Origin of the sequence: Acidovorax sp. SUPP2539, assembly GCF_030158975.1 — a bacterium.
GTDB lineage: Bacteria > Pseudomonadota > Gammaproteobacteria > Burkholderiales > Burkholderiaceae_C > Paracidovorax.
This window is the reverse complement of sequence record NZ_BQXJ01000001.1, coordinates 319475-343557: the sequence shown is the minus strand read 5'-3', so window position 1 is coordinate 343557 and position 24083 is coordinate 319475. Positions and strand designations below refer to the sequence as shown.

The 24083-nt window shown below is 67.3% G+C and carries 29 protein-coding genes; 15 read left to right on the top strand and 14 right to left on the bottom strand.

What is annotated here, in order from left to right:
- The first annotated feature begins 16 nt into the window (after nt 1-16).
- The 3 genes from AVTE2539_RS01545 (at nt 17) to AVTE2539_RS01535 (ending at nt 2816) form a co-directional block, all read left to right on the top strand.
- Entirely contained in the window at nt 17-1453 is a 1437-nt protein-coding gene (locus AVTE2539_RS01545) for a S41 family peptidase (RefSeq protein ID WP_272565007.1), read from the top strand.
- 86 nt (nt 1454-1539) lie between these two features.
- Nucleotides 1540-2295: a HesA/MoeB/ThiF family protein gene (locus AVTE2539_RS01540; protein WP_284408111.1), complete on the top strand. Its 756-nt coding sequence runs from the start codon at nt 1540-1542 to the stop codon at nt 2293-2295.
- Between the two features lie 116 nt (nt 2296-2411).
- Complete coding sequence (locus AVTE2539_RS01535) at nt 2412-2816, top strand: response regulator (RefSeq protein ID WP_272565009.1); 405 nt, start codon at nt 2412-2414, stop codon at nt 2814-2816.
- A 105-nt stretch (nt 2817-2921) separates the two neighbouring features.
- Here the strand turns inward: AVTE2539_RS01535 and AVTE2539_RS01530 are convergent, their stop codons facing one another.
- A complete protein-coding gene (locus tag AVTE2539_RS01530; protein ID WP_092741509.1) occupies nt 2922-3554 on the bottom strand; it encodes a response regulator in 633 nt (210 codons plus the stop codon).
- Between the two features lie 140 nt (nt 3555-3694).
- Here AVTE2539_RS01530 and AVTE2539_RS01525 point away from each other — a divergent pair, with 140 nt between their 5' ends.
- From AVTE2539_RS01525 to AVTE2539_RS01500, 6 genes are all read left to right on the top strand, one after another.
- Nucleotides 3695-5038: a sensor histidine kinase gene (locus tag AVTE2539_RS01525; RefSeq protein WP_284408110.1), complete on the top strand. Its 1344-nt coding sequence runs from the start codon at nt 3695-3697 to the stop codon at nt 5036-5038.
- 230 nt (nt 5039-5268) lie between these two features.
- Nucleotides 5269-5433 carry a DUF1328 domain-containing protein gene (locus AVTE2539_RS01520; RefSeq protein WP_011796896.1) on the top strand — a complete coding sequence of 55 codons (165 nt, stop codon included), beginning with the start codon at nt 5269-5271 and terminating at the stop codon, nt 5431-5433.
- 61 nt (nt 5434-5494) lie between these two features.
- Nucleotides 5495-5893, top strand: a complete 399-nt coding sequence (locus AVTE2539_RS01515; protein ID WP_272565011.1) for a hypothetical protein — start codon at nt 5495-5497, stop codon at nt 5891-5893.
- A gap of 51 nt (nt 5894-5944) precedes the next feature.
- Nucleotides 5945-6517 carry a ferritin-like domain-containing protein gene (locus tag AVTE2539_RS01510; protein ID WP_284393399.1) on the top strand — a complete coding sequence of 191 codons (573 nt, stop codon included), beginning with the start codon at nt 5945-5947 and terminating at the stop codon, nt 6515-6517.
- A 113-nt stretch (nt 6518-6630) separates the two neighbouring features.
- Complete coding sequence (locus AVTE2539_RS01505) at nt 6631-6945, top strand: BON domain-containing protein (protein WP_092741513.1); 315 nt, start codon at nt 6631-6633, stop codon at nt 6943-6945.
- Between the two features lie 142 nt (nt 6946-7087).
- Nucleotides 7088-8212: a zinc-binding metallopeptidase family protein gene (locus AVTE2539_RS01500; RefSeq protein WP_284408109.1), complete on the top strand. Its 1125-nt coding sequence runs from the start codon at nt 7088-7090 to the stop codon at nt 8210-8212.
- Nucleotides 8213-8234: 22 nt separating this feature from the next.
- On the opposite strand, the gene coaD is transcribed toward AVTE2539_RS01500, so the two are convergent.
- From coaD to AVTE2539_RS01480, 4 genes are all read right to left on the bottom strand, one after another.
- A complete protein-coding gene (gene coaD / locus AVTE2539_RS01495; protein WP_272565014.1) occupies nt 8235-8732 on the bottom strand; it encodes a pantetheine-phosphate adenylyltransferase in 498 nt (165 codons plus the stop codon).
- A 179-nt stretch (nt 8733-8911) separates the two neighbouring features.
- Nucleotides 8912-9556 carry a 16S rRNA (guanine(966)-N(2))-methyltransferase RsmD gene (gene rsmD / locus AVTE2539_RS01490; RefSeq protein ID WP_284408108.1) on the bottom strand — a complete coding sequence of 215 codons (645 nt, stop codon included), beginning with the start codon at nt 9554-9556 and terminating at the stop codon, nt 8912-8914.
- Nucleotides 9553-10905, bottom strand: a complete 1353-nt coding sequence (locus tag AVTE2539_RS01485; RefSeq protein ID WP_502868850.1) for a M16 family metallopeptidase — start codon at nt 10903-10905, stop codon at nt 9553-9555. Before AVTE2539_RS01485 ends, rsmD begins: the two co-directional genes overlap by 4 nt.
- A gap of 23 nt (nt 10906-10928) precedes the next feature.
- On the bottom strand, nt 10929-12383 hold the full coding sequence (locus AVTE2539_RS01480; protein ID WP_284408107.1) for a M16 family metallopeptidase: 1455 nt from the start codon (nt 12381-12383) through the stop codon (nt 10929-10931).
- A gap of 383 nt (nt 12384-12766) precedes the next feature.
- Between AVTE2539_RS01480 and ftsY the strand changes: the two genes are divergently transcribed.
- The 5 genes from ftsY (at nt 12767) to AVTE2539_RS01455 (ending at nt 17702) form a co-directional block, all read left to right on the top strand.
- Nucleotides 12767-13870, top strand: coding sequence for a signal recognition particle-docking protein FtsY (gene ftsY / locus AVTE2539_RS01475; RefSeq protein WP_502868881.1), 1104 nt, complete (start codon nt 12767-12769; stop codon nt 13868-13870).
- A 282-nt stretch (nt 13871-14152) separates the two neighbouring features.
- Nucleotides 14153-15094 (top strand): RNA polymerase sigma factor RpoH, encoded by a 942-nt coding sequence (gene rpoH / locus AVTE2539_RS01470; protein ID WP_272565019.1) that lies wholly within the window; start codon nt 14153-14155, stop codon nt 15092-15094.
- A 132-nt stretch (nt 15095-15226) separates the two neighbouring features.
- Nucleotides 15227-16243, top strand: coding sequence for a Bug family tripartite tricarboxylate transporter substrate binding protein (locus AVTE2539_RS01465; RefSeq protein WP_284408105.1), 1017 nt, complete (start codon nt 15227-15229; stop codon nt 16241-16243).
- Between the two features lie 108 nt (nt 16244-16351).
- Nucleotides 16352-16732, top strand: a complete 381-nt coding sequence (locus tag AVTE2539_RS01460) for an oxidoreductase (protein ID WP_284408104.1) — start codon at nt 16352-16354, stop codon at nt 16730-16732.
- A 94-nt stretch (nt 16733-16826) separates the two neighbouring features.
- Nucleotides 16827-17702 (top strand): Crp/Fnr family transcriptional regulator, encoded by an 876-nt coding sequence (locus AVTE2539_RS01455; protein ID WP_284408103.1) that lies wholly within the window; start codon nt 16827-16829, stop codon nt 17700-17702.
- On the opposite strand, the gene AVTE2539_RS01450 is transcribed toward AVTE2539_RS01455, so the two are convergent.
- From AVTE2539_RS01450 to AVTE2539_RS01430, 5 genes are read right to left on the bottom strand one after another with little or no spacing between them, the layout of a single operon-like run.
- A complete protein-coding gene (locus tag AVTE2539_RS01450) occupies nt 17642-18250 on the bottom strand; it encodes an SCO family protein (RefSeq protein ID WP_272565024.1) in 609 nt (202 codons plus the stop codon). The genes AVTE2539_RS01455 and AVTE2539_RS01450 overlap by 61 nt on opposite strands.
- A gap of 5 nt (nt 18251-18255) precedes the next feature.
- Nucleotides 18256-19167, bottom strand: coding sequence for a heme o synthase (gene cyoE, locus AVTE2539_RS01445; protein WP_284408102.1), 912 nt, complete (start codon nt 19165-19167; stop codon nt 18256-18258).
- Nucleotides 19164-20369, bottom strand: coding sequence for a COX15/CtaA family protein (locus tag AVTE2539_RS01440; RefSeq protein WP_284409375.1), 1206 nt, complete (start codon nt 20367-20369; stop codon nt 19164-19166). Before AVTE2539_RS01440 ends, cyoE begins: the two co-directional genes overlap by 4 nt.
- Nucleotides 20369-21118 carry an SCO family protein gene (locus tag AVTE2539_RS01435; protein ID WP_284408101.1) on the bottom strand — a complete coding sequence of 250 codons (750 nt, stop codon included), beginning with the start codon at nt 21116-21118 and terminating at the stop codon, nt 20369-20371. Before AVTE2539_RS01435 ends, AVTE2539_RS01440 begins: the two co-directional genes overlap by 1 nt.
- The gene (locus AVTE2539_RS01430; protein WP_284408100.1) at nt 21060-21830 is read right to left on the bottom strand and encodes an SURF1 family protein; all 771 of its coding nucleotides are present in this window, start codon (nt 21828-21830) and stop codon (nt 21060-21062) included. The genes AVTE2539_RS01435 and AVTE2539_RS01430 overlap by 59 nt, the downstream gene beginning before the upstream one ends.
- Nucleotides 21831-21836: 6 nt before the next feature.
- On the opposite strand from AVTE2539_RS01430, the gene AVTE2539_RS01425 reads away from it, so the two are divergent.
- Nucleotides 21837-22067, top strand: coding sequence for a twin transmembrane helix small protein (locus tag AVTE2539_RS01425; RefSeq protein WP_272549034.1), 231 nt, complete (start codon nt 21837-21839; stop codon nt 22065-22067).
- 111 nt (nt 22068-22178) lie between these two features.
- On the opposite strand, the gene AVTE2539_RS01420 is transcribed toward AVTE2539_RS01425, so the two are convergent.
- From AVTE2539_RS01420 to AVTE2539_RS01405, 4 genes are read right to left on the bottom strand one after another with little or no spacing between them, the layout of a single operon-like run.
- Nucleotides 22179-23060 (bottom strand): cytochrome c oxidase subunit 3, encoded by an 882-nt coding sequence (locus AVTE2539_RS01420; protein WP_272565029.1) that lies wholly within the window; start codon nt 23058-23060, stop codon nt 22179-22181.
- A 51-nt stretch (nt 23061-23111) separates the two neighbouring features.
- The gene (locus AVTE2539_RS01415; RefSeq protein ID WP_284393374.1) at nt 23112-23330 is read right to left on the bottom strand and encodes a DUF2970 domain-containing protein; all 219 of its coding nucleotides are present in this window, start codon (nt 23328-23330) and stop codon (nt 23112-23114) included.
- Nucleotides 23327-23950: a cytochrome c oxidase assembly protein gene (locus AVTE2539_RS01410; RefSeq protein ID WP_502868880.1), complete on the bottom strand. Its 624-nt coding sequence runs from the start codon at nt 23948-23950 to the stop codon at nt 23327-23329. Before AVTE2539_RS01410 ends, AVTE2539_RS01415 begins: the two co-directional genes overlap by 4 nt.
- Nucleotides 23951-23971: 21 nt before the next feature.
- Nucleotides 23972-24082 carry a cytochrome oxidase small assembly protein gene (locus tag AVTE2539_RS01405; RefSeq protein WP_272549038.1) on the bottom strand — a complete coding sequence of 37 codons (111 nt, stop codon included), beginning with the start codon at nt 24080-24082 and terminating at the stop codon, nt 23972-23974.
- Between the last annotated feature and the right edge of the window lies 1 nt (nt 24083).

Here is a 24083-nt window from a genome sequence, read left to right as displayed (position 1 = left end):
GGCAAAGGTGTTTTTAATGGGCCACAAACTGAAAATCGCAGGTTGGGTGTCGATCGGCGTCGTCGCCGGGGCACTGACCACCGTCTCACTGCAGACGGTGGCGCGCGGCGCGATGACGCCGCTGCCGCTCGAGGAAATCCAGCAGCTGTCTGCCGTGTTCGGTCTGGTGAAGACCGATTACGTCGAGCCGGTCGATGACAAGAAGCTCATCACCGACGCGATCTCGGGCATGGTGTCCAGCCTCGATCCGCACTCCCAGTATTTCGACAAGAAGTCCTTCAAGGAATTCCGCGAAGGCACTTCCGGCCGCTTCGTGGGCGTCGGGATCGAGATCACGCAGGAAGACGGGCTCATCAAGGTCGTCTCGCCCATCGAAGGCTCGCCTGCCTTCCGTGCCGGCCTCAAGACGAACGACCTGATCACCAAGATTGACGACACCGCCGTCAAGGGCCTGGCCCTCAACGACGCGGTCAAGAGAATGCGCGGCGAGCCGAGCACCCAGGTCACGCTGACGATCTTCCGCAAGGACGAGAGCCGCACGTTCCCGGTGACGATCACGCGCGAAGAGATCAAGACGCAGTCCGTGAAGGGCAAGGTGATCGAGCCCGGTTATGGCTGGATCCGCCTGTCGCAGTTCCAGGAGCGCACAGTGGACGACTTCGTTCGCAAGATCGAAGAGGTCTATCGCCAGGAGCCCAACCTCAAGGGCCTGGTGCTCGATCTGCGCAACGACCCGGGCGGTCTGCTGGATGCGGCCGTGGCCGTGTCCGCCGCCTTCCTGCCAGAGAACGTCACCGTGGTGACCACGGACGGACAGCTGGCGGAAAGCAAGGCCACCTTCAAGGCGGCACCGGAGTTCTACCAGCGCCGCGGCAATGGCGACCCCCTCAAGCGGTTGCCTGCAGCCCTCAAGAGCGTGCCCCTGGTGGTACTGGTCAATGAAGGCTCGGCCTCTGCCAGCGAAATCGTGGCCGGCGCCTTGCAGGACCACAAGCGCGCCACCATCATGGGCAGCCAGACCTTCGGCAAGGGCTCGGTGCAAACGGTGCGCCCCCTGGGCCCGGACACCGGCATCAAGCTGACCACCGCGCGCTACTACACCCCCAGCGGCAAGTCCATCCAGGCCAAGGGCATCGTGCCCGACGTGATGGTGGATGAAAGCGCCGAAGGCGATGTGTACGCATCGCTGCGCATGCGTGAGGCCGATCTCGAAAAGCACCTGACCAGCGGCCAGGGCGAAGAGAAAAAGGACGAAGCGCGCGAGAAGGCCCGCGAGGAAGCGCGCAAGCGCCTCGAGGAAGAAGCCAAGAAGCCCATCGCCGACCGCAAGATGCCGGAGTTCGGTTCGGACAAGGACTTCCAGTTGGCGCAGGCCCTCAACCAGTTGAAGGGCCAGTCCGTGCTTGTCAGCAAGACGCAGACCGAACGCAAGGAAGAGAAGAAGGAAAACTAAATCCCTTCTGGATTCACCGACGGCCGGGCGCCTTTCAGGCGCCCGGCCTTTTTCATGGCCCTCGCCACTGCCCCCGTTTCCAGCCCATGACAGACGATCAGCTACTGCGCTATTCGCGCCACATCATGCTCGACGAGATCGGGATCGAAGGCCAGGAGCGCATCCTGGCCGCCCACGCGCTCGTGATCGGGGCGGGCGGGCTGGGCTCACCCGCCGCCCTGTTCCTGGCCTCTGCCGGCGTGGGACGCATTACCCTGGTGGACGACGATGTGGTGGACCTGACCAACCTGCAGCGCCAGATCGCCCACACCACGGAGCGCGTCGGAGAGCCCAAGGTGCACTCCGCCGCTCAGGCGCTGCAGGCACTGAATCCAGGCGTGCGGGTGGACGCCGTCCAGGCCCGGGCCGACAAGGAATGGCTCGATGAATGGGTGAGCCAGGCCACCGTGGTGCTCGACTGCAGCGACAACTATGCAACGCGCCATGCCGTGAACGCCGCTTGCGTGGCCCACCACAAGCCGCTCGTCACGGGCGCCGCCATCCGCTTCGACGGGCAGATCACCGTCATCGACCCGCGCGATCCACTATCGCCGTGCTACGCCTGCATCTTTCCGCCGGACGCCGCGTTCGAAGAAACGCAGTGCGCCACCCTGGGCGTGTTCGCGCCGATGGTCGGCATCATCGGCGCCATGCAGGCGGGGGAAGCCCTGAAGCTCATTGTGGGGTTCGGCGAATCGCTGGCGGGGCGGCTCTCGATGCTCGACGGGCGTTCCATGGAATGGACTGTGATGAAAATTCCACGACACGGGCACTGCAGCGTATGTGGCCACGCCACACCGTAGGAAGAATCCTACCGGCTCAGCATGTTGCTACTGGCAGAATGGCACATTGGTTCCCCATAAAGTGAAGCTGTGATCACATTCTCATTCTGCCGCCGTGATCCGGACTGGACCCCACAGTGAAACTGCGCACCTACATTGTTGAAGACAACGCCACCATCCGAGAAAACCTGATCGGCACGCTCGAGGAACTGGCGGAGGTGGAAGCCGTAGGCATTGCAGAAACCGAAGACGAAGGCAAAGAGTGGCTGGCCAACAATGCAGGCCAGTGGGACCTGGCCATCGTCGATCTTTTTCTGAGACAGGGAAGCGGTCTGGGGGTCTTGGCAGCGTGCCGCAATCGCACCGCGGGCCAGAAGATGGTGGTGCTCAGCAACTATGCAACGCCGGACGTTCGCATGCGCTGCGCCCAATTGGGCGTAGATGCCGTGTTCGACAAATCCAATGAGATCGACGCACTGGTGGAGTACTGCGTAGAGCACAGCACAGCCCGCCAGGCCAACCCCAAATCCGCCACCGGCTGAGCCGAAAGGCCGTGGCCATCAGGTCGGTTTCAGACCCTTTTTACATCCGTCCCAATTTGAAAACGGCCACCGATTTCCCGGTGGCCGTTTTGCTTGGGTGCTGGTTCAATCGATCAGCTTGTTCTTCAGTGCGTAGTAGGTCAGGTCGCTGTTGGACGACAGCGCCATCTTTTCCATCAGGCGCGTGCGGTAGGTGCTCACGGTCTTCACGCTGAGCGACAACGACTTGGCGATGTCGCCCGCGGTTTCGCCCTTGGCCAGCTTGAGGAACACCTGGAACTCGCGCTCCGACAGCTGTTCGTGCGGCGGCGCATCGTCCTTGCGGTTGAGCTGCTGGGCCAGCAGATCGGCCACGGCAGGGGTCAGGTAGCGGCGGCCCAGCGAGATCGTGCGAATGGCTTCGACGATCTCCTTGGGATCGCATTCCTTGTTGAGGTAGCCGCTGGCGCCCTGGCGAATCAGGTTGATGGCGTAGTGCTCTTCCGGATAGCCGCTGAGGATCAGGATGCCCATGTCGGGCGCCTTCGCACGCAGCATGGCCAGCGCGTCGAGACCGCTTTGGCCGGGCATCGACAAGTCCATGAGCAGCACATCGATCTCCTGTGCACGAACCAGATCGATCGCCTCGCGCCCATTGGACGCCTCACCCACCACCCGGAGGTCTACATGTTCTGACAAAAATTGTCGCAATCCCGAGCGGACAATCGCATGGTCATCCACAATGCCGATCTTGATCATTGAGCGTTCTTTCAAGGGGCAGCCAAGCTGCCCGTTATCGTTCTGGTAGCCAATTCACCCGTTGCGGGCGTGCCTGCAGCGGAACACCGCTGGCTGGTGACATTATCCAGAAATCACCCGCCTGTCTTTCGGAGAAACCTATGCGTTGGTCCAATTTTCGCAAGATGGCTGTCAGCTTGCCCCTGGCACTGCTGGCTGCATCGGCGCTGGTTGGCATCAACGAGGCCGGTTATGACCGCTCGCACGATGCGGTCAGCGCCCTCTCTCGCACCTACACCACCCGCGCCGCGCTCGATCGCATGATGCAGAACATGCTCGATGCGGAGACCGGTCTTCGGGGCTATCTGCTGACGGGCGACGAGCGTTATCTCGAGCCCTACGAGAAAGCCGCGTCCACCATCAACAGCAATCTGGACGAGCTGCGCGCCATCTTCACCGCATCCTCGGTCGAAGACCAGGAGGACTTCACGCAGCTGTCGCGGCAGATTTCCCGCAAGATGTCCGAGCTCGATCTGAGCCTGCGGCTGCGGCGCCAGGACAACGACGATGCGTGGAAGTTCGTGCTGTCCACCGACGTGGGCAAGGAGAACATGGATGCCATCCGTTCGCTGTCGGGCCGGCTGACGGAACGCAGCACCGACCGCACCAACCACAGCACGCAAGAGATCCTTCATTCCCTCATGCTGTCGCGCATCGGCATCGCGACCATGGCAGCCATCGGGCTGCTGGCGTTCTACATGTACCTGCGGCAGGCCAGCGCACTGCAGTCGTTCAACCAGCGCGAGCAGGAAACCTTGGAACGCGAGCGCGATCGGCTCGAACAGCTGGTGCGGGAGCGCACTGCGTCCCTCACCGAACTGGCGAACCACTTGCAGCAGGTGCGCGAGGACGAACGCGGCCATCTGGCGCGCGAACTGCATGACGAACTGGGCGCCCTGCTCACCGCGGCCAAGCTCGACGTGGCGCGCCTCAAATCCAGGGTGGATTCCCAGGCGCCTGAAATCGCCGAACGCCTCAAGCACCTGACCGACACGCTCAACAGCGGCATTGCGCTCAAGCGCCGCATCATCGAAGACCTGCGGCCTTCGTCGCTGTTCAACCTGGGGCTGACGGCATCGCTTGAAATCCTGGGCCGCGAGTTCGCAGAACGCAGCAATGTGGAGGTGGACCTGAATCTGGAAGCGGTGGAACTGCCCGAATCCGTTCAACTGACCATCTACCGCATGGTCCAGGAATCGCTGACGAACATCGGCAAATACGCCAACGCCAGCAAGGTGCTGGTCGCCGTGCACAACTACCCCACGCACGTGGCGGTGCAGATCCGCGACAACGGCAGCGGCTTCGACACGGGCAAGGCCAACCCGTCCGCCCACGGCCTGATGGGCATGCGGCACCGGGTCGAGGCCGCTGGCGGCCGCCTGACCGTCACGTCCGAGCCTGGCGAGGGCACCCTCGTTTCCGCCGTGCTGCCGCACGTGCACTGAGGGAGCGAAGCGGGCCCAGTCGCAGCGCCCGCAAGCCCTTTTTGACCGGAATGGCCGCTGCCTGCCACCCGTGATTTTTGAGAGATCCGCCCTCATGGGCGGCGTCCTACATGGGTGCGCGCCAGGGACCGGCAGCCACCCCGCACTGCGAAAACTACATTCAATCCCAGGCGCTGACCGATGCGCCCCCTACCAACCCGCCGGAACTTCTGGTGCAAGAGGAGATGGATATGTTGCATTACGCAGTGGTTTTCCTGGTGATCGCTTTGATTGCCGCACTTTTTGGCTTTGGCGGTATCGCTGCCGGCGCCGTTGGCATTGCGAAGATTCTTTTCTTCGTGTTCGTGATCATGGCTGTGGTCACCTTCGTGCTGAGCCTGCTCAAGCGCGGTTAACGCACTGAACGCACCGCACACCGAAGCGCTCACCACTCCAAAAACCCCAAGGAACCCAACCATGATCGACACCCAGAACGCCGCGAAAAAAGCCGTGGATTCCGCACACAACGCTGCAGACAGCGTGCTCGACTCCGCCAAGGACGCCGTGCAATCCACCCGCGACGCTGCCAACAACACCCTGGACAAGGCCGCACGCAAAGTGGACGAGTTGCATGGTGAGGTGAACCCGCTGATCGACGATCTCGCAGCCCGTGCACAAGACCTCGCATCGCGCGGCATTTCCTACTGCGCAGACACCACCGAACGCGCTCGCCGCCAGCTCAACCAGGCGGCCGATGTCACGACGCGCTACGTGGTCGAGCAGCCCGGCAAATCGATGCTGCTGGCTGCCGCTGCGGGTGCCGCAGTGGCCACGCTGTGCCTGATGAGCCGCCGCCCCCGCCGCCACGAATATTGATTTCACTGGCAACTGCTTAAAACACTTCAATAACAAAGAGCGAGCGTCCCCATGTCCCCTGTCACCACCATCAACACGGCCAGCAATCCGGCGGCCCCTTCCGAGACCCTCGTGCTCGACGAAAAGGCGCTGCACTACGCAGCGACGCAGGATCTGGATGAAGGGGCTGTCACGCCCGCCTACGGCCCGCACCGCGATGCCATTGTGAAGCTGCTGAACGACGCGCTCGCCACCGAACTGGTGTGCGTGCTGCGCTACAAGCGTCACCATTTCACGGCAGACGGCATGGAGTCGCCAGCCATCGCGGCCGAATTCCTGGTGCATGCGAACGAGGAGTCCGCCCATGCGGACAAGATCGCGCAACGCATCGTGCAGCTCGGCGGCGAGCCCGATTTTTCGCCCAGCTCGCTCGAAGAGCGCAGCCATGCGGACTACGACGAATCGTCCGACCTCAAGGCCATGGTGCGAGCCAACCTGGTGGCCGAGCGGATCGCCGTCGAGGCCTATCGCCAGATGATCACTTTGATCGGCGACAAGGACCCGACGACGCGCCGGATGCTGGAAGGCATCCTGGCCGACGAAGAAGAGCATGCCGACGAACTCAAGGACTGGCTGCAACGCTGAAAGGCGACGCCGCCAACCAAGAAACAGTTCATCGACCGCGGGGGGTGCAACAGGTCGGTGGGCTGCAGAATCCCAAAGCACCCGTGTTAACAAACCAAACCAAGGAAATAACCATGAAATACGCACGTGCCCTCGCTTTTGCAGCCCTCGCTGGCGCAACCATCATCTCCGCCGGTTGCTCGGTGGCGCGCGACCAGCAGACCGTCGGCTCCTACGTGGACGACGCCGGCATCACGACCGCTGTGAAGGCCAAGATGGCTGAAGACAAGTCCGTGTCCGCCACGTCCATCAGCGTGGAAACGCTGAACGGCACCGTGCAGCTGTCGGGCTTCGCCAAGTCGCAGACCGAAAAGAACACGGCCGAATCCATCGCACGCAACACCAAGCACGTGCGTGACGTGCGCAACAGCATCGTCGTGCGTCCTTGAGGCCACGCAGGCCCGCGTGGCCTGCGAAAACCTTGCAAACACAGGCTCTTCGGAGCCTGTTTTTGTTTCGCCAACCCCTTGGGTTGCCACAGGCTTGCCGCAAGTGCAATGCAAGATTCGTCACAGGCTCTAAGCTCGCACCATGCAGGTATTCAATTGCGACCAATGCGGTCACCTCGTTTTCTTCGACAGCGTCCAATGTTTGCATTGCGGCGCCAAGCTCGCCTTCCTGCCAGACCAATTGACGATGGCCGCGCTGGTGCCCGCGGTATCGGGCCTGCGTGACGACTCCGACCTGTGGGAGCGGGTGGCGGACGCCGGCCGGGGCAGTGCCCAGCCGCTGTACCGGCTGTGCCACCACCGCACCGCGCACCGCGCCTGCAACTTCGCGCTGCAGGGCGACGACCCGCAGGCCCTGTGCGTGTCCTGCCGGCAGACTCGAATCCTTCCCGACCTGTCGGAGCCCGCCAACCTGCGCCGCTGGAAGCAGATCGAACACGCCAAGCGGCAGCTGTACTACACGCTGGCCAAGCTGGGCCTGGAGCCCGCGCCCCCCGGCGAAAGCCCGGCGTTCGAATTCCTGGCCGACCAGCCGGGGTACCCCGTGATCACCGGGCATGCGAGCGGCACCATCACCCTGAACATCGCCGAAGCCGACGACGACGAACGGGCACGCCGCCGCCTGGCACTGCACGAGCCCTACCGCACGCTGATCGGCCACCTGCGGCACGAATCCGGGCATTTCTACTGGGACCGGCTCCTGCGCGACCAGGGCAAGCTGGACCACTTCCGCGCCGTGTTCGGCGACGAGCGGCAGGACTACGGCGCAGCGCTTCAGGCCTACTACGCCAGCAGCCCGCACCTGCGGGACTGGGGCGACCACCATGTGAGCGCCTACGCCACGGCCCACCCCTGGGAAGACTGGGCCGAGACCTGGGCGCACTACCTGCACATGGTCGATCTGCTGGAGACGGCGTCGAGCTACCGCACCGGGCTTCAGATCCCGAAGCCCAAAGCGGGCGCGGCACGGCGCTTCACGATGAACGACCCGTTCGCCACGCAGTCCCCGGATTTCGATGCGATGGTCAGCGAGTGGGTGCCGCTCACGCTGCTGCTCAACAGCCTGAACCGCAGCCTGGGCCAGCAGGATGCCTATCCGTTCGCCCTGTCGTCCGGGGCGCTCGCCAAGCTGCGCTTCGTGCACGAACTGGTGCAGTCCGCCCGCAACCGCGCACGGCCCGAACCGCTGAAAGCACTGCAAGCCTGACGGCGCCGGCCGCCAAGACGCCTCAAGACGACTGCGCGCGCACCTTCACGGCCAGGCGCTCGGACACTTCCGGGGAAACGAACTTGTCCACCTCGCCGCCCAGCAGGGCGATCTCGCGCACGAAGGTGCTGCTGATGAACTGGAACTTGTCGCTGGGCGTGAGAAAAACGGTTTCCACCTCGGGCATGAGGCTGCGGTTCATGCCTGCCAGCTGGAACTCGTAGTCGAAATCGGTCACGGCGCGCAGGCCGCGCACCATGGCCTTGCCGCCGCGCTCGACCACGAAGTCGCGCAGCAGGCCGGAGAAGGTCTCGACCTGCACCTGCGGATAGGCGCGCACCGCTTCACGGACCATCTCGATGCGCTCTTCCAGGCTGAACAGGGTCTTCTTGTGGTGGCCTGCCGCCACGGCCACGATCACCCGGCCGAAGAGTTGCGTGGCGCGGCGCACCACGTCTTCATGGCCTAGCGTGATGGGATCGAAGGTGCCGGGATAGATGGCGAGGACGTTCTGGGCCATGGCGTGGTCGCTCCTTTGCGGTCTGGCGGAAGAGGGCACACGCGGTTGGGCGGGCGCAGGGGCGGATTATGCAGCGGGCGGAAAGGCTGCCTCTGCGGCAGTGATGGCCGAGGGCATTCAAAGCAAAAATGCCTCCAGTGCATATTCCACTAGGGCATTACGCTACAAATTCAATAGCATCACTGTTTTTGGAGCAGATGGGCATGCACGGCGCCGGCCTTCAGATGACGGTGCACCGCCAGCCCCAGCTCTGCCAGCGCGGCCTCGTCCCAGGCCTGCGGTGCTTCCAGGTAGATGAACCCCTGGGCTGCAACCGCCTGGGCCGCAGCGGCCAACGCAGGCTCGAACAGGGCGCCGTCGAACGGCGGGTCCAGAAACACCAGGTGCAGGCTGCCCGGCGCGCAGTGCCGCAGCGCGGCCACGCCGTCGCCCCGCTGCACCCGCACCGCCAGGGCCTGCAGGCGCTGCTGCAGCGTGTGCAGTTGCTCGACCAGTGCCAGATCGTTCTCGACCAGCTGCACGGCCGTGGCGCCACGGGAGGCGGCCTCGAACCCCAGGGCGCCCGTGCCCGCGAAGGCGTCGAGGCAGCGCCAGCCGGTCAGGTCCTGTCCCAGCCAGTTGAAGAGCGTCTCGCGCACCCGGTCGGGCGTGGGGCGCAAACCCGGCCGTTGTGCCACGGGCAGGCGCGTGCGCTTCCACTGCCCGCCGATGATCCGGACCTCGCCCGCGCCTTTCACTACGGGCGCCTTGACCGCGGACTTCTTCGCGGCGGCCCCCGACCGTGCCGAGGCTGCCGGCGCGGCGCGGCGTGCGGGCCGGTTCAAGGCTGGCCCCCGACCACCACGGTGACCATGCGATCGGGCTGCAGCTTGCGCGCCATGGCGGCGCGCACATCTGCGGCCGTCAGGGCCTGCACGCGGTCGGTCCAGTGCTCCAGGTAATCCAGCGGCAGGTCGTTCCACGCGATGTTGACGACGTTGGCCAGCAGCTTGCGGTTGCTGTCGATGCGCAGCGCGAAGCCGCCGATCAGGTTGTCCTTGGCGGCCTTGAGCTGGGCCTCGGTCGGGCCTTGCGCCACGAAGCGCGCAAGCACGTCGCGCGACACCTTCACGGCCTCGGCGGCCTGGTCGGGGCGGGTCTGCAGCCCGACCAGGAAGACGCCGGTGTTCAAGCCGGGCGAGAACTGGCTGTACACGCTGTAGCTCAGGCCGCGCTTTTCGCGCACCTCGCTGGTCAGCAGCGAGGTGAAGCCACCGCCGCCCAGAATGTGGTTGCCCACGAGCAGGGCCAAAAAGTCAGGGTCGCGCCGCGCGAAGCCCGGCTGGCCGATCAGCACATGGGCCTGCGCCGAGGCGAAGGGAATGTCCTGCTGCACCGGCGCAGCCAGCGCCTGCACCTCGGGCACGGGCGGCAGCGGCTGGCAGGTGGCGGGATCGCGCGCGGGCATCTGCGACAGCAGCGTGGCCACCAGCGCCTGCGCCTGTGGGCGCGTGACGGCCCCGACGATGCTCACGCGGGCCCGGCAGGTCTCGACGTAGCGCCCGTGGTAGGCCTGCATGTCGGCGATCTCGATGCGCCCCAGGGTGTCGGGCGTCGTGCGCTGGCCGTAGGGGTGGCTGCCGTACACCGCGCTGCCGAAGGCCTTGGCCGCGGCCGTGCCGGGGCGGGTTTCGGACTCTTTCAAAGCAGCGGCCCAGCGCGAACGCTCGCGCTGCCAGATGTCCTGCGGAAAGCTCGGCTGGGCCAGTTGCCGGGCTGCGAGCCGCGCCGCGCGGTCCAGCAGGTCGGGCTCGGTGAGCGATCGCAGCGAAAAGCTCAGGCCGTCGCGGTCGGCCGCGGCCTCGAAGCTCGCGCCCAGATCGGCCCAGGCTTCGCCGAGCGCGTTTTCGTCCATGGCAGGTTCATCGCCCTGGGCGCGCACGCCCTTGGACGACATGGCCGCCACGGCACTCGCCAGGCCCGCCTGCGCAGCCGGGTCGCGGCGCGCGCCGGCATCGAAGTCCACCTGCACGTCGACCATCGGAATGGCCGGGCTCTCCACCAGCCAGACGCGGGCGCCGCTCGGCTCCGTCCAGTGCTGGATGGGCAGCAGCGCCCAGGCGGGGTGGGCCAGGCACAAGGCCCCGGCAAAGGCGAGGCACGCGCGTGCGGCCATGCGTTGGAAGGTTTTCATGGGGGGTGTCCTGCGCGTTCTCATCAATGCATCCGCCCGTCGGCGCCGGCTGCGGGGGCGGCGCGCTTGGCGCCAGGGGCCATGGGTTGCGGCAGCAGCGTGCCCACGGTGAGCTGGTCGTCGCCGAAGTAGCGGGCCGCCACCGATTGCACCTGGGCGGGCGTCACCGCGCGCAGCAGGGCGATCAGGCGCGCGTCGGCGTCGGGGGGCAGGCCCTGCACCCAATTGCTGCCCAGGTCGCTGGCCTGGCTTTGCAGCGAATCGCGCTGGTAGATGGTGGAGGCCGCCCACTGCGTCTTCACGCGGGCCAGTTCGGCCTCGCTCACGCCTTCGCGGGCGATGCGGGCGACCTCGGCGCGCAGGGCGTCCTCGACCTGCTGCGGGGTCTTGCCGGGGGCTGGCACGCCGGTCAGCAGAAACACGCTGGGGCCGCGGCCCACGACGGAAGCCGAGCTGTCCGAACTGTCGGCCACACGGTCGGGGCCCTGGCTCAAGGCGCGCTCCAGGCGCGCGCCGTCGTAGCCGCTGAGCACGGCCGACAGCACCAGCAGCGACAGCGCATCGCGGTCGCTGTCGGCCATGTTCTCCAGGCGCGTGATGCTCGGCGCGCGGAACGCCAGGGCCACGTAGGCCTGCTCGGCCGGGGCCTTGTAGGCGATGCGGCGGATGCCCTGCTGCACGGGCTCCACGCGCGGCTTGCGGGTCGGCACGGCGCGCACGGGAATGCGGCCGTAGTACTTTTCGGCCAGCACGCGGACCTTGTCGGGGTCCACGTCGCCGGCCACCACCACGACTGCGTTGGCCGGCACGTACCACTGGCGGTGGAAGGCGCGCACGTCGTCGGCGGTCATGGCATCGAGATCGCTCATCCAGCCGACGACGGGCCGGCGGTAGGGCGAGGCGATGAACGTGGCGGCATAGAGCTGCTCGATGAGCGCGGCCCGGGGCTGGTCTTCGGTGCGCATGCGGCGCTCTTCCTTGACCACCTCGATCTCGCGCTTGAACTCGACGTCGGGCCACTGGTTGTTGGCGAAGCGGTCGGCTTCGAGCTTCATCACGTCTTCCAGCCGGTTCGCGGGGATCTGCTGGTAATAGCCGGTGTAGTCGCGGCTGGTGAAAGCGTTTTCCTGCCCGCCCAACGCAGCCACGCGGCGCGAGAACTCGCCCGGCGGCACGGTCTTGGAGCCCTTGAACATCATGTGCTCCAGCGCGTGGGCCACGCCGGAGGTGCCGTCCACCTCGTCCATCGCGCCGACCCGCAACCAGACCATGTGCACCGCCGTGGGCGCCCGGCGATCGGGCTGCACGAGCAGCTGCATGCCGTTCTTCAAGGTGAATTGCCGAACCCCCGTGGACGGCGGGCGCTGCGCCTGCGTGTCCTGGGCCGAGGGAGGAAGGGGGGTGGGAGCGGACGGCGGGGTTTGGGCCCCGGCATGCACGCAGGCCAGCAGGCCCAGAAGGGTGATAGCGCGTTTCATAGAATGGATGCGATTCTAAGAACCCTCCAATGTTCAGTTTTTTCAAGAAAAAGCCCGCCGCCCCCACCGAGCCGCAAGCCCCCCATCCCGCGGAGGCTGCGCCAGCGGTTTCCGTGCCTGCAACGCCTGCCGCCGACGCGCTCTCGCCGCCCTCCGCAGCCCCTTCGAGTGCCCCTGCGGCCTCCGGGGGTTTCGGGTGGCTGAAGAACCCGTTCGCGAAGGCGCCGGTGGAGGTGCCGGTGGTGGCGCCGCCGCCCGTCATTCATGCCCCGGTGCAGCCGCCAGCCCCGGTCGCGGCGCCTGCGCCCATTGCGCCTGCGGCACCCGTGGCACCCACGGCACCTGCACCGGCTGCGGTTCCGCGCCCCTCTCCCGCACCCATCATGCCCCCCGTGGCTGCCCCCGTGGCTGCCCCTGTGATGGCACCGGTGCCGGCCCCGGCGGCCCCCACAGTGGCGCGTGTTCCTGCGCCTGTTTCCACGCCTGTCGTGCCTCCGGTGCCCGCCCCGGTGGCGGCGCCCGCCGTGCCGGTCCCCCCACCGACGATGCCCACCCCGGCCGCACCGCCCGTGCAGCCCGCGCCCGCCGAGCGCAAGGGCTGGATGGACCGCCTGAAGAACGGCCTGCGCAAGACCGGCAGCAGCATCGCCACGGTCTTCACCGGCACCCAGATCAACGACGCGCTGTACGAAGAACTGGAAGAGGCCCTGCTGATGGCCGACACCGGCGTGAAGGCCACGCAGCACCTGCTGGACGACCTCAAGCGCCGCGTCAAGGACACCAAGACCACCGATCCGGCCGCCGTGAAGGCCCTGCTGGCCGAAGCCCTGGCCGATCTTCTGCGGCCGCTGGAAAAATCGCTGGTCATCGGCCGCTACACGCCCACCGTGATCATGGTGGCGGGGGTCAACGGCGCGGGCAAGACGACCTCCATCGGCAAGCTGACCAAGCACCTGGCCAACGAGGGCGCGGCGGTTCTGCTGGCCGCGGCCGACACCTTCCGGGCGGCGGCGCGCGAGCAGCTCGGCGTCTGGGCCGACCGCAACACGGTCGAGATCGTGAGCCAGGACGGCGGCGATCCTGCGGCGGTGAGCTTCGACGCCGTCACCGCCGGCAAGGCGCGCGGCAAGGACGTGGTGCTGGTCGATACCGCCGGGCGTCTGCCGACGCAGCTGCACCTGATGCAGGAGCTGCAGAAGATCAAGCGCGTGGTCACCAAGGCGGATGCGACGGCGCCGCACGAGGTGCTGCTGGTGATCGATGGCAACACGGGACAGAACGCACTGGCCCAGGTGCGCTCCTTCGACGATGCGCTGCAGCTGACCGGCCTCATCGTGACCAAGCTCGACGGCACGGCCAAGGGCGGCGTGCTGGCCGCCATCGCGCAGGAACGTCCCATTCCGGTGTACTTCATCGGCGTGGGCGAGAAGCTGGAAGACCTGGAAACCTTCAACGCCAAGGAATTCGCGCAGGCGTTGCTGACTTGACCGACTGGCGAACGGAGTCCGAAGCCCCCTGCCGCGCGTGCCGGGGGCTGGCCCACCGGGGCGGATTGGTGCCATCCGGTGAATTGATTGTTCACAAAACGAAGTTTTTGGATTTTTTCGCTACCAATTCAATAGCACCACACCCTTTGAATTGCTGCGCTGACGCCCTTTTTTCCGACAATGACGCATCTCCCACGTCCTACGCCGGCGCGGGAACTAGTCCCTTAGCACTCCCTCATATGGAGTGCTAACATGAATGTCATGGAAGAAAGGATCTCTGGAATGACGCTTCAATCTGGAACCGCAGCCACCGCTCTGGCTCCCGCCAATCCTTGGGCGCTCATCCCCCCCTTGGGCAATCTGGACGCCTACATCTCGGCGGTGAACCGCCTTCCGCTACTCACGGCGGAAGAAGAGCGCACGTACGCGCGCCAGCTCAAGGACAACAACGACGTGGATGCCGCCGGCCGCATGGTGATGTCGCACCTGCGCCTGGTGGTCTCGATCGCCCGCCAATACCTCGGCTACGGCCTGCCGCACGGCGACCTGATCCAGGAAGGCAACGTGGGTCTGATGAAGGCCGTCAAGCGTTTCGACCCCGATCAGAACGTGCGTCTGGTGAGCTACGCCATGCACTGGATCAAGGCCGAGATTCACGAGTACATCCTGAAGAACTGGCGCATGGTCAAGGTGGCCACGACGAAGTCGCAGCGCAAGCTGTTCTTCAACCTGCGCTCGATGAAGCAGGGCTTCAAGGCCGATGCGGCCGCCGCCGATGCAGCCACCCACCGCGACACGCTCTCCGAGCGCGAAATCGATGCAGTGGCGCAGCACCTGAACGTCAAGCGCGAAGAGGTCATCGAGATGGAAACCCGCCTGTCGGGCGGCGACGTGATGCTGGACCCCTCGCCCTCCGATGACGGCGAACAGGCTTACGGCCCCATCGCCTACCTGGCCGATGGTGCCCACGAGCCTACCGCCATGATCGAATCGCGCCAGCGCGATGCCCTGGCCACCGACGGCATCGCCGCCGCCCTCTCGGGCCTGGACGATCGCAGCCGCCGCATCGTGGAAGAGCGTTGGCTCAAGGTGAACGACGACGGCTCCGGCGGCATGACGCTGCACGAACTGGCCGCCGTGTACGGCGTGAGCGCCGAACGCATCCGCCAGATCGAAGTGGCCGCGATGAAGAAGATGAAGAAGGCCCTGGTCGAGTACGCCTGACCAGCTGGCCACCCGCCCTCAGCGGCGGGCTGGCATGGCGATAATCCCGAGCGCGCAATCCCCTGCGGATTGCGCGCTTTTTTCATGGGATGCCGGCTGCCGGTGCCCCCGATCTCCAAGGACACGACCCCCATGACTTTTCCTGCCGTTCGACGCCGCACGCTGATGGTGGCCCTTTCGCTCGCTGGCGCTCTGGGCACGGCCACGGCCCAATCGGCGCCCGACGCACTGGCGACGCCAGGGTGGCCGAGCAAGCCGCTGCGCATCATCGTGGGCTTTCCGCCGGGATCGTCGCCCGACCTGACGGCGCGCACGTTCTCCGAGCCGCTGGCGCAGGCACTCGGCCATCCGGTGATCGTGGAAAACAAGGTGGGCGCGGGCGGCAACATCGGCGCCGATGCGGTGGCCAAGGCGACCGACGGCCACACCATCGGCCTGTTCATCAACGGCAACCTGACGATCGCCAAGCTGCTCAACCCGGCCGTGCCCTACGACCCGCAGAAGGACCTCGCGCCGCTGAGCTTGGTGGGCACCTCGCCGCTGGTGCTGACCGCCCCGGCCTCGCAGCCGGACGTGCCGGCCCATGCCGATGCGCGCGCGTTTCTCGCAGCGGCGCGGCAGGCCGGCAGCCGCTGGAGCTACGGCACGCCGGGCGTGGGAACGGTAGGCCACCTGGGCACGGAACTGCTCAAGGCCCGCGCCGGCATCGCGCCGGTGCACGTGCCCTACCCCGGCTACCCGCAGGTGGCCACGGGCATGCTGGGCGGACAGCTGCAGATGGCGCTGCTCCCGCCTGCGCTCGCCCTGTCGCAGGAACGCACGGGCAAGCTGCGCCTCATCGGCGTCACCTCGGCCGGTCGCAGCACGCTCGTGCCCGGCGTGCCCAGCCTGGCGGAGGCCGGCGTGCCGGACCTGAACCTCGAGATCTGGAACGCATTCGCCGCACCGGCCACCATGCCCGCTGCGGTGCAGGCGCGGCTGTCGGCGCTGATCGCCGACATCGCCCGCAGCCCCGACGTGCGGGCCAAGCTGTTCCAGCAAGGCTGGCAGGTGGCCGGGACCTCGCCCCAGGGGCTGGCGAACCGCATCCAGGCGGACACCGCGCTCATGGCCCGCGTGATCCGCACGCAAGGCATCCGGGCCGACTGACGCCCTGCTCGGTGGGGCGCGCTGCGCCTCCACCGATGTTGATGCAGATCATGCCCCGTAGGGCCCGTGGCCGGCAGACTGGCGCCTTCGTGATTTCCAAGGCATGCCATGCAGCCCTTTCGCATCCTCGTCATCGGTGCCGGCCACACCGGCACCCCGCTGTTGCAGCAATTGCTGGCAGCGCCGTTCGTCTCCGTGCTCGGAGTGGCGGACCTGGACCTTTCCCTGCCCAGCATCGAGCTGGCGCGCAGCCACGGCGTGCCCGTAACGTCCGATTTCATGGGATTGCTGGCGGCGCAAGGCAGCGCCGCGGACATCGTGATCGATGTCACGGGCCAGCCGGCGGTGCGTGACGCGCTGCGCCGGCACATGGTGGACACGGGCAACCAGCAGACGGTCATCCTGCACGAGACCATCGCGCTTTTGCTGATGTCGCTGTCGGCCGGCCAGCGCATCGAAAGCCGCCACGGCGAACTGGCCTACGCCTGAGCCCCCGGCCTGCTCCGTCCGTCACCATCGCAAGCGATTGCTATTATTTTTATAGCGATATGCCGGGAGAAATCATGCCCTGGAGGCCGTTTTCGTGCTGAGTCTGCGCACCCGGCCGCACGGCGCCACACCGACCGAAGAAGGCGCGCCCCTGCCTCCGTGCCATACCTGCGCCGGCCGCTCGCATTGCCTGCTCGGCCAGGCCCCGCGCGAGGTGCAGATGGCGGGCCGCGTGGTGGAGCGGCGCTTTCGCAAGGGCGAGACGCTGGCGCGCCAAGGCCAGTCCGCGCCGGTGCTGCAGATCCTCAAGGTCGGTACGGTGCTGCTGCACCGCCGGGGCGCCGAGGGCATCGACCGGCCCGTGGGCCTGGCGGGCTGCGGCCATGCCCTGGGCACGACGGCGCTGTTCGCGGCGCCCGCGGAGCTGTCGGGCACGGCCCTGGGTGAGGGCCGGCTGTGCGAAGTGTCGGCAGAAGCCCTGCGCTCGCCCCGCCACGGCGCTGCAGCTTCGGGTTGGCTGGAGGCGCTATCGCGCGAGAACGCACGGGCGCAGGCGCAGCTTGCGGACTGGTCGGGGCTGCTGCGCATGCGCGGGGCCACGGCGCGACTGGCGGGCGCCCTGCTATTGCTGGCCGATCTGCAGCGCAGCACCCTGGTGCGGCTGCCCACGCAGGCGATGCTGGCCGCGCTGCTGGCCACGACGCGCGAGACGGTGGCCCGGGGGCTCGCGCACATCGCCCAGACGGGCGGTCTGGTCCGGCATGACCGCTGGCACTGCGCCATCGTGCGGCCCCGCCTCGCGGCCCTGGCGCGCGGCCTGGCCGAGCCGGTGTCGGGCCCGGTGGCCGGTGCTGCCTGGCGCCCGGGGGCGGCGGTGGTGGAGCACGCCGATGCGGCCGCCCCGCCGCCTCAGCCCTCGTTCAGCAGGGCCCGCACATCGGCGGCCAGCGCCTGCGCACCGCTGCCGTAGCGGTTGTACACGCGCAGGCGGCCGGCGGGGTCGTACACGTAGCTGCCGGCCGAGTGGTCCATGGTGTAGCTCGTGGGCGTCTTGCCATCGACCTTCTTGTAGTAGATCTTGAAGTCCTTGGCCACGGCGGCCAGTTGCTCGGGGCTGCCACGCAGCGCAAGGAAGGTGGGGTCGAAGTTGGCCATGTAGGCCTTGAGCACCTCGGGCGTGTCGCGCTCCGGGTCCACGGTGACGAAGATGCCCTGGAGCCGGTCGCCGTCCGCGCCCAGCGAGCGCTTGACTTCCGCCAGTTCCACCATGGACGTGGGGCACACGTCGGGGCACTGGGTGTAGCCGAAGAACACCACCACGACCTTGCCTGCGAAGTCCTTGAGGTGGCGCGGCTGGCCGTTGTGGTCGGGCAGGGGCAGGTCCTTCGCGTAGTCGGCGCCGGTGATGTCCACGCCCTTGAATTCCGGGCCCTTCTTGGAGCAAGCCGCCAACAGGCCACCAGCGCTGACCAGCAAAGCGCTGGCAGCTATTTTTTTAAGAGCAATGCGTTTGTTCATGGCGATCACAGCACGTAGTGGTCCACCAGCAGCGCGGCGAACAGCAGGCTCAGGTGGATGAGGGAAAAGCGGAAGGTCTCGCGGGCGAGCGCATCCGAGTAGCGGCGCCACAGCCGAAAGCCATAGGCGCAAAAGCCCAGGCTGAGCACCACGGCGGCGGCCAGGTAGATCCAGGAACTCATGCCGTACACGAAGGGCATGAGGCAGCCCGCGAAGAGGATCAGCGTGTACAGGAACACCTGCAGTCGCGTGAACTCGTTGCCGTGCGTGACGGGCAGCATGGGCAGGCCCGACTTGCGGTAGTCCTCCACGCGGTACAGCGCCAGGGCCCAGAAATGCGGCGGCGTCCACAGGAAGATGATGAGGAACAGGATGAGCGCCTCGGGCGCTACGTCGCCCGTCATGGCCGACCAGCCCAGCACCGGCGGCATGGCGCCCGAGGCGCCGCCGATCACGATGTTCTGCGGCGTGAGCGGCTTGAGGATCACCGTGTACACCACCGCGTAGCCGACGAAGGTGGCGAAGGTGAGCCACATGGTGAGCGGGTTGACCCACCGGTAGAGCACCAATGAACCCGCCGCGCACAGCGCCGCCGAGAACAGCAGCGTCTGCGTGTTGGACAACTCGCCCTTGGCGGTGGGCCGCCAGGCGGTGCGCTTCATCTTCGCGTCGATGCCCTGCTCCACGATGCAGTTGAATGCCGCGGCGGCACCCGCCACGAGCCAGATGCCCGCACAGGCCACGGCCATGTGCGCCCACTGCGCGCCGCTGGGCATGCCGGGCACGGCCAGCACCATGCCGATGAAGGCGCAGAAAACGATCAGCTGGACCACGCGCGGCTTGGTCAGCGCATAGAACTGCGCCGCGCGCGACGGCATGCTGGCGATCGGAGGGGAGGTGGCGGGAGCAGCGCTCATGCGGAGATTCTCGTTGCGCCCGTGGGCGCGGTTGTCGGTGCGCCGGCAGCGGCGGCCAGGGGACGGGCGGCGCCCACGGCGCGGCTGGCGGCCAGGGCCCAGGTGAGGACCACGACCAGGGCCGCGGCGCCGCCGGTGTGCAGCACGGCAGCCACGAGGGGCCAGTCCAGCACCACGTTGGACAGGCCGGTGGCGAACTGCATCAGCGCCAGGCCCGCGATCCAGCGCGCCTGGGCCGGCAGCAGCGCGGCGCGGTGCAGGCGCCAGGCCAGCAGCCCGAGGGCCAGCAGCACGGCGTAGGCCGCCAGCCGGTGCGCATAGTGGATGGCCGTGAGGCCCGCGAAGGTGATGTGGCTGCCGTCCTGCAGCAGGCCCAGTGGCCGCCAGATCTCGAAGCCCTGGCCGAAGGCCATGTCGGGCCACCAGCTGCCCTGGCAGGTGGGGAACGTGGTGCAGGCCAGCACCGCATAGTTGGTGCTCACCCAGCCGCCGAGCACGATCTGCACCGCCAGCAGCACGGTGGTCGCCACCAGCAGGCCCCGCAGGCCGCGGCCCAGCGCCACGGGCGGGACGCCGCGCGCGGCGTGCGTCTCGCGCACCGCCTGCACGCACAGCAGCGCCAGCAGCACCAGCCCGCCGATCAGGTGCAGCGTCACGATGGCGGGAAAGAGCTTCATGGTCACCGTGAGCGCACCGAATGCGCCCTGCAGGCACACCCACACCAGCGTCGCCGTGGGCCACCAGGGGCTCAGGGCGGGCGGCAGGCCCTGGCGCCTGGCCGCGCGAGACCGCTGCCACCATGCGCCGACGGTGAGCACGATGATGAGCATGCCCACGCCGCTGGCCAGATAGCGGTGGATCATCTCCACCCAGGCCTTGCCGTGCGTGACCGGCCCGGTGGGCATGGCCTGCTGGGCGGCGGAGATTTCGGCATGCGCGCCCAGCGGGCTGGCGTTGCCGTAGCAGCCCGGCCAGTCGGGGCAGCCCAGGCCCGAATCGGTGAGCCGGGTGAAGGCGCCGAACAGCACCAGATCGAAGGTGAGGAACAGGGTCAGCACGGTGAGCGCCTGCAGGCGCCGCACGCGCGAGGTGCCGCGGTTGCGCAGCCACACCCAGGCCAGCGGCCCGAGCGCGATCACCGCGCCCAGCAGCACCATGCGGGCGAGCGGGGCCAGGTCGTACAGCGGCTGGGCGTCCTGCATCATGGCGCTCCGGTGCGGCCGGGCTGGTCCCACGAGGCCGAGGCGCGCATCAGCCGCTCCAGGTCGCGCTTGGCCTTGGCCGCCCCGGCGGCGTCCAGGCCCGCCGGAAAACGCATCATCCAGTGGCCCATGGGATCGACGACGTAGAGATGGTCTTCGATCGCATGGCCGGTGGCGGGCGCGAGCCATGCGGACAGCGCCTGCGCATCCACCCGCAGCACCTGGGCCTTTTGCAGGCCCGGCTGGATCTCGGGCGGCGGCGCGGCGCCATCGGTCACCAGCCAGACCCAGTCGATGCGGTCCTTGTCTTTGCCCAGGCTTTCGCGCAGCTGCCGCTGCAGATACAGATGGTTCTGGCAGGCGGTGCCGCAGGCGCCGGGCGCCACGCTCACGAGCAGCCACTGGCCCTGCAGCTGGTCGAGCCGACCGGGAGCGCCATCGAGAGCGGTGGTCGCCATGCCCGCCGGCATCGCGCGCTGGGGGGCGATGAGTTCGCCGAAATTGCGCCGCCCTTCGGGCCGCAGCACGTAGTAGGTGAAGTAAGAGGCCACCACGGGCGCGGCGCACACCAGCAGGATGCCCAGCATCTTCCAGCGCCCCTGGCGCGACTGCTGCACGGCCGCCATGGCCCCGCCCGCGGGCGGCAGGCTGTGCACCGTGAGGCCCAGCGGGTGGGCGCCCTGGGGCGCGTCAGGCGGCAGGCTGGCGGCGTGGGCGAAGGAAGCGTCGGACGATTTGGAACCAGACATAGAGGATTGCCACCAGGCCGCAAAGCCCGAACCATTGGACGGCGTAGCCGTAGTGTTTTTCGACCCCGGCGTCGATGACGGGCCAGTCGCGCAGCAACCCGTCGCTCGCGCCCCCCGTCTGCAGCACGGTGAGTGGCGCCAGGGCCAGGCCGGTCTCGCCGCGATAGGCTGCCAGGTCGAGATTTTGCCGGATGCGGGAAGACCCCTCGGCGCTGCCGGTGGCGCCAACTTCGTACAGCCGCGATGGCGCCGCCGCGATGCGGCCTTCCACCTCAGTGTCGCCGGCCGGCGTGGGGATCTGGGGCAACTGGGTGCGGTCCTGGAAATTGCGCGGCACCCAGCCGCGCTGCACCAGCACGCTGGTGGCGCTGCCCTGCAATTGCAGCGGCGTGAGCACGAAGAACCCCGGCCGGCCCTGCATCTGGCGGTTGTCCAGGAAAACGGTGTGGGCGGACAGCCAGCGGCCGCGCAGCACGATGCGGCGGTGCACCAGCGGGTCGTCCGGCCCCGTGGCCGCAGGCAGCGCCGCGAGCGTGGCACCCTCCAATGGTGGCCGGGCCGAACGCGCGTCGATGGCGGCTTGCAAGGCCTCCTTCTGTCCCGCGCGGGACAGCTGCCAGCGCCCGAGCGACGCGGTCGCGGCCATGGCCACCACGGCGGCCAGGCTGACCAGCCAAAATTGCAGGCCAAGCCGGCGTCTTGCAGATGTCACGGGATAATGCGCTCCATGAAATACGTGGTGGTGCTGGCCTTCCTGGCCATTCTGGCGAGCCTCGGTTCCGCGCTGTTCTTCATGATGCGCAACGGCCGCAACGACAAAGCCCGCAGCGGCCACATGGCCCGCGCGCTCGCCGTCCGCGTGGGGCTGTCGATTCTGCTCTTCCTGTGCCTGCTGGCCGCCTGGAAGCTGGGCTACATCCAGCCCACAGGACTGCCGGCCACGCGCTGAGCGCCACCCGGTCCGTCCGGCATGGCCCACGGGCCGCGGCGGGCACCGAAGCACCGCCGCAAAAAAAGCGCCCTGCGGCGCTTTTTTCGTCGGGCCGCCGAATGGCCTGGATTACAGCCAATAGACCAGCACGTACAGGCCCAGCCACACCACGTCCACGAAGTGCCAGTACCAGGCGGCGCCCTCGAAGCCGAAGTGCTTTTCCGGCGTGAAGTGGCCCTTTTGCAGGCGCAGCGTGATGAACAGCAGCATCAGCATGCCCACGAACACGTGAAAGCCGTGAAAGCCCGTCAGCATGAAGAAGGTGGAGCCGAAGACGCCGGAGCTGAGCTTGAGGTTCAGGTCGGTGTACAGGTGGTAGTACTCGTAGCCCTGCACGCACAGGAAGACGATGCCCAGCAGCACGGTGGCCCACATGAAGGCGATGGTCTTGCCGCGGTGGTTTTCGCGCAGCGCATGGTGCGCGATGGTCAGCGTGACGCCGGAGGTCAGCAGCAGCGCCGTGTTGATCGTGGGCAGCCAGAACGGGCCGACCGTCTGGAAGGGCTCCACGATGCCAGCGGGCGATGCGGTCATGCCCGCCGCCATGCTGGGCCACACGGCCTTGAAGTCGGGCCACAGCAGCGCATTGTCCAGGCTGCCCAGGGCCGGCACCGAATGGGAGCGCGCCCACCACAGGGCGGTGAAGAAGGCGCCGAAGAACATCACCTCCGAGAAGATGAACCAGCTCATGCTCCAGCGGTAGGACAGATCGATCTTGTGCCCGTACAGGCCGCCCTCGCTCTCGCGCACGGCATCGCGGAACCACTGGTACAGCACGAACAGCCACCACACCATGCCCAGGGCGAGCGAATACTTGCCCCAGTCATGGCCATTGACCCACTGGCCCGCGCCCAGGATCACGAAGAACAGGCCGGCCGCCGCCATCACCGGATGGCGCGATTCGGCGGGCACGTAGTAGTACGGGGTCGTGCCGGGGGTAGATGCACTCATGTCAGCTCCTGAATCTCAAATCGTTGTTATCCGTCGGGCTGCGGCCGTCCATCAGACGACCCAGTTGACCAGCGCGATCAGCCCGACCACCAGCAGCAGCGCCGCGGCCAGGCCGACGGCGATGATGTGGATGGGGTTCAGCCGCTCCACGTCCTGCTGGTATTCCGAGCCCTTGCGCAGGCCGATGAACGACCACGCCACCGCCCGCACGGTGCGCAGCAGCGAGCCCTTGCGGCGCGCCGGCGATTCGCCGGGGCTGCGCGGGCTCACGATCCGGCCCCTTGCGGCACCACGCCGGCGGGCAGCGCAGCCGTGGGCTCGGTCGGCGCGGGCGGCGTCTTGCCGCCCACCTCGAAGAAGGTATAGGACAGGGTGATGGTGGTCACGTCCTTGGACAGGCGCGGGTCGATCACGAACGCCACGGGCCATTGCTTTTTTTCGCCCGGCTCCAGCACGTACTGGTTGAAGCAGAAGCACTCGAGCTTGTTGAAGTGCGCGGCCGCCTGCCGCGGTGCGTAGCTCGGGATGGCCTGCGCGGCCATGCGGCGGTTCTGCACGTTCTGGAACTCGTACATGACCGTGGCCAGCTCGCCCGGGTGCACCTGCAGCGAGCGCTGCGCGGGCTTGAAGTCCCACGGGCCGCGCGCGTTCGCATCAAACTCCACGGTGATGGTACGGCTCTTGTCCACCTGCGTGTTCGCGGGCACCTTCACATCGCGGCCCGCCACCCCGTTGCCCGGCACCTGCCGCTCGGACAGCGACAGGATGTTGATGCCGGTCAACTCGCAGATGTGCTTGTAGATGGGAATGAGCACGTAGCCGAAGGCAAACATGCCGACCGAGATCACGGCCAGCTTGCCCACCATCTTGGCGTTTTCGGTGCGCAACATGCCCATGGCGCGTCCAGGCTTTCAGCGGGCCAGCCAGGCCATCTTGACCATGAAGCCGACGAAGAAGGCCACGGCCACCGAGGCCAGGATCAGCGCCATGCGCCGGTTGGACTTCTTTTGCTCGGGGGTCATG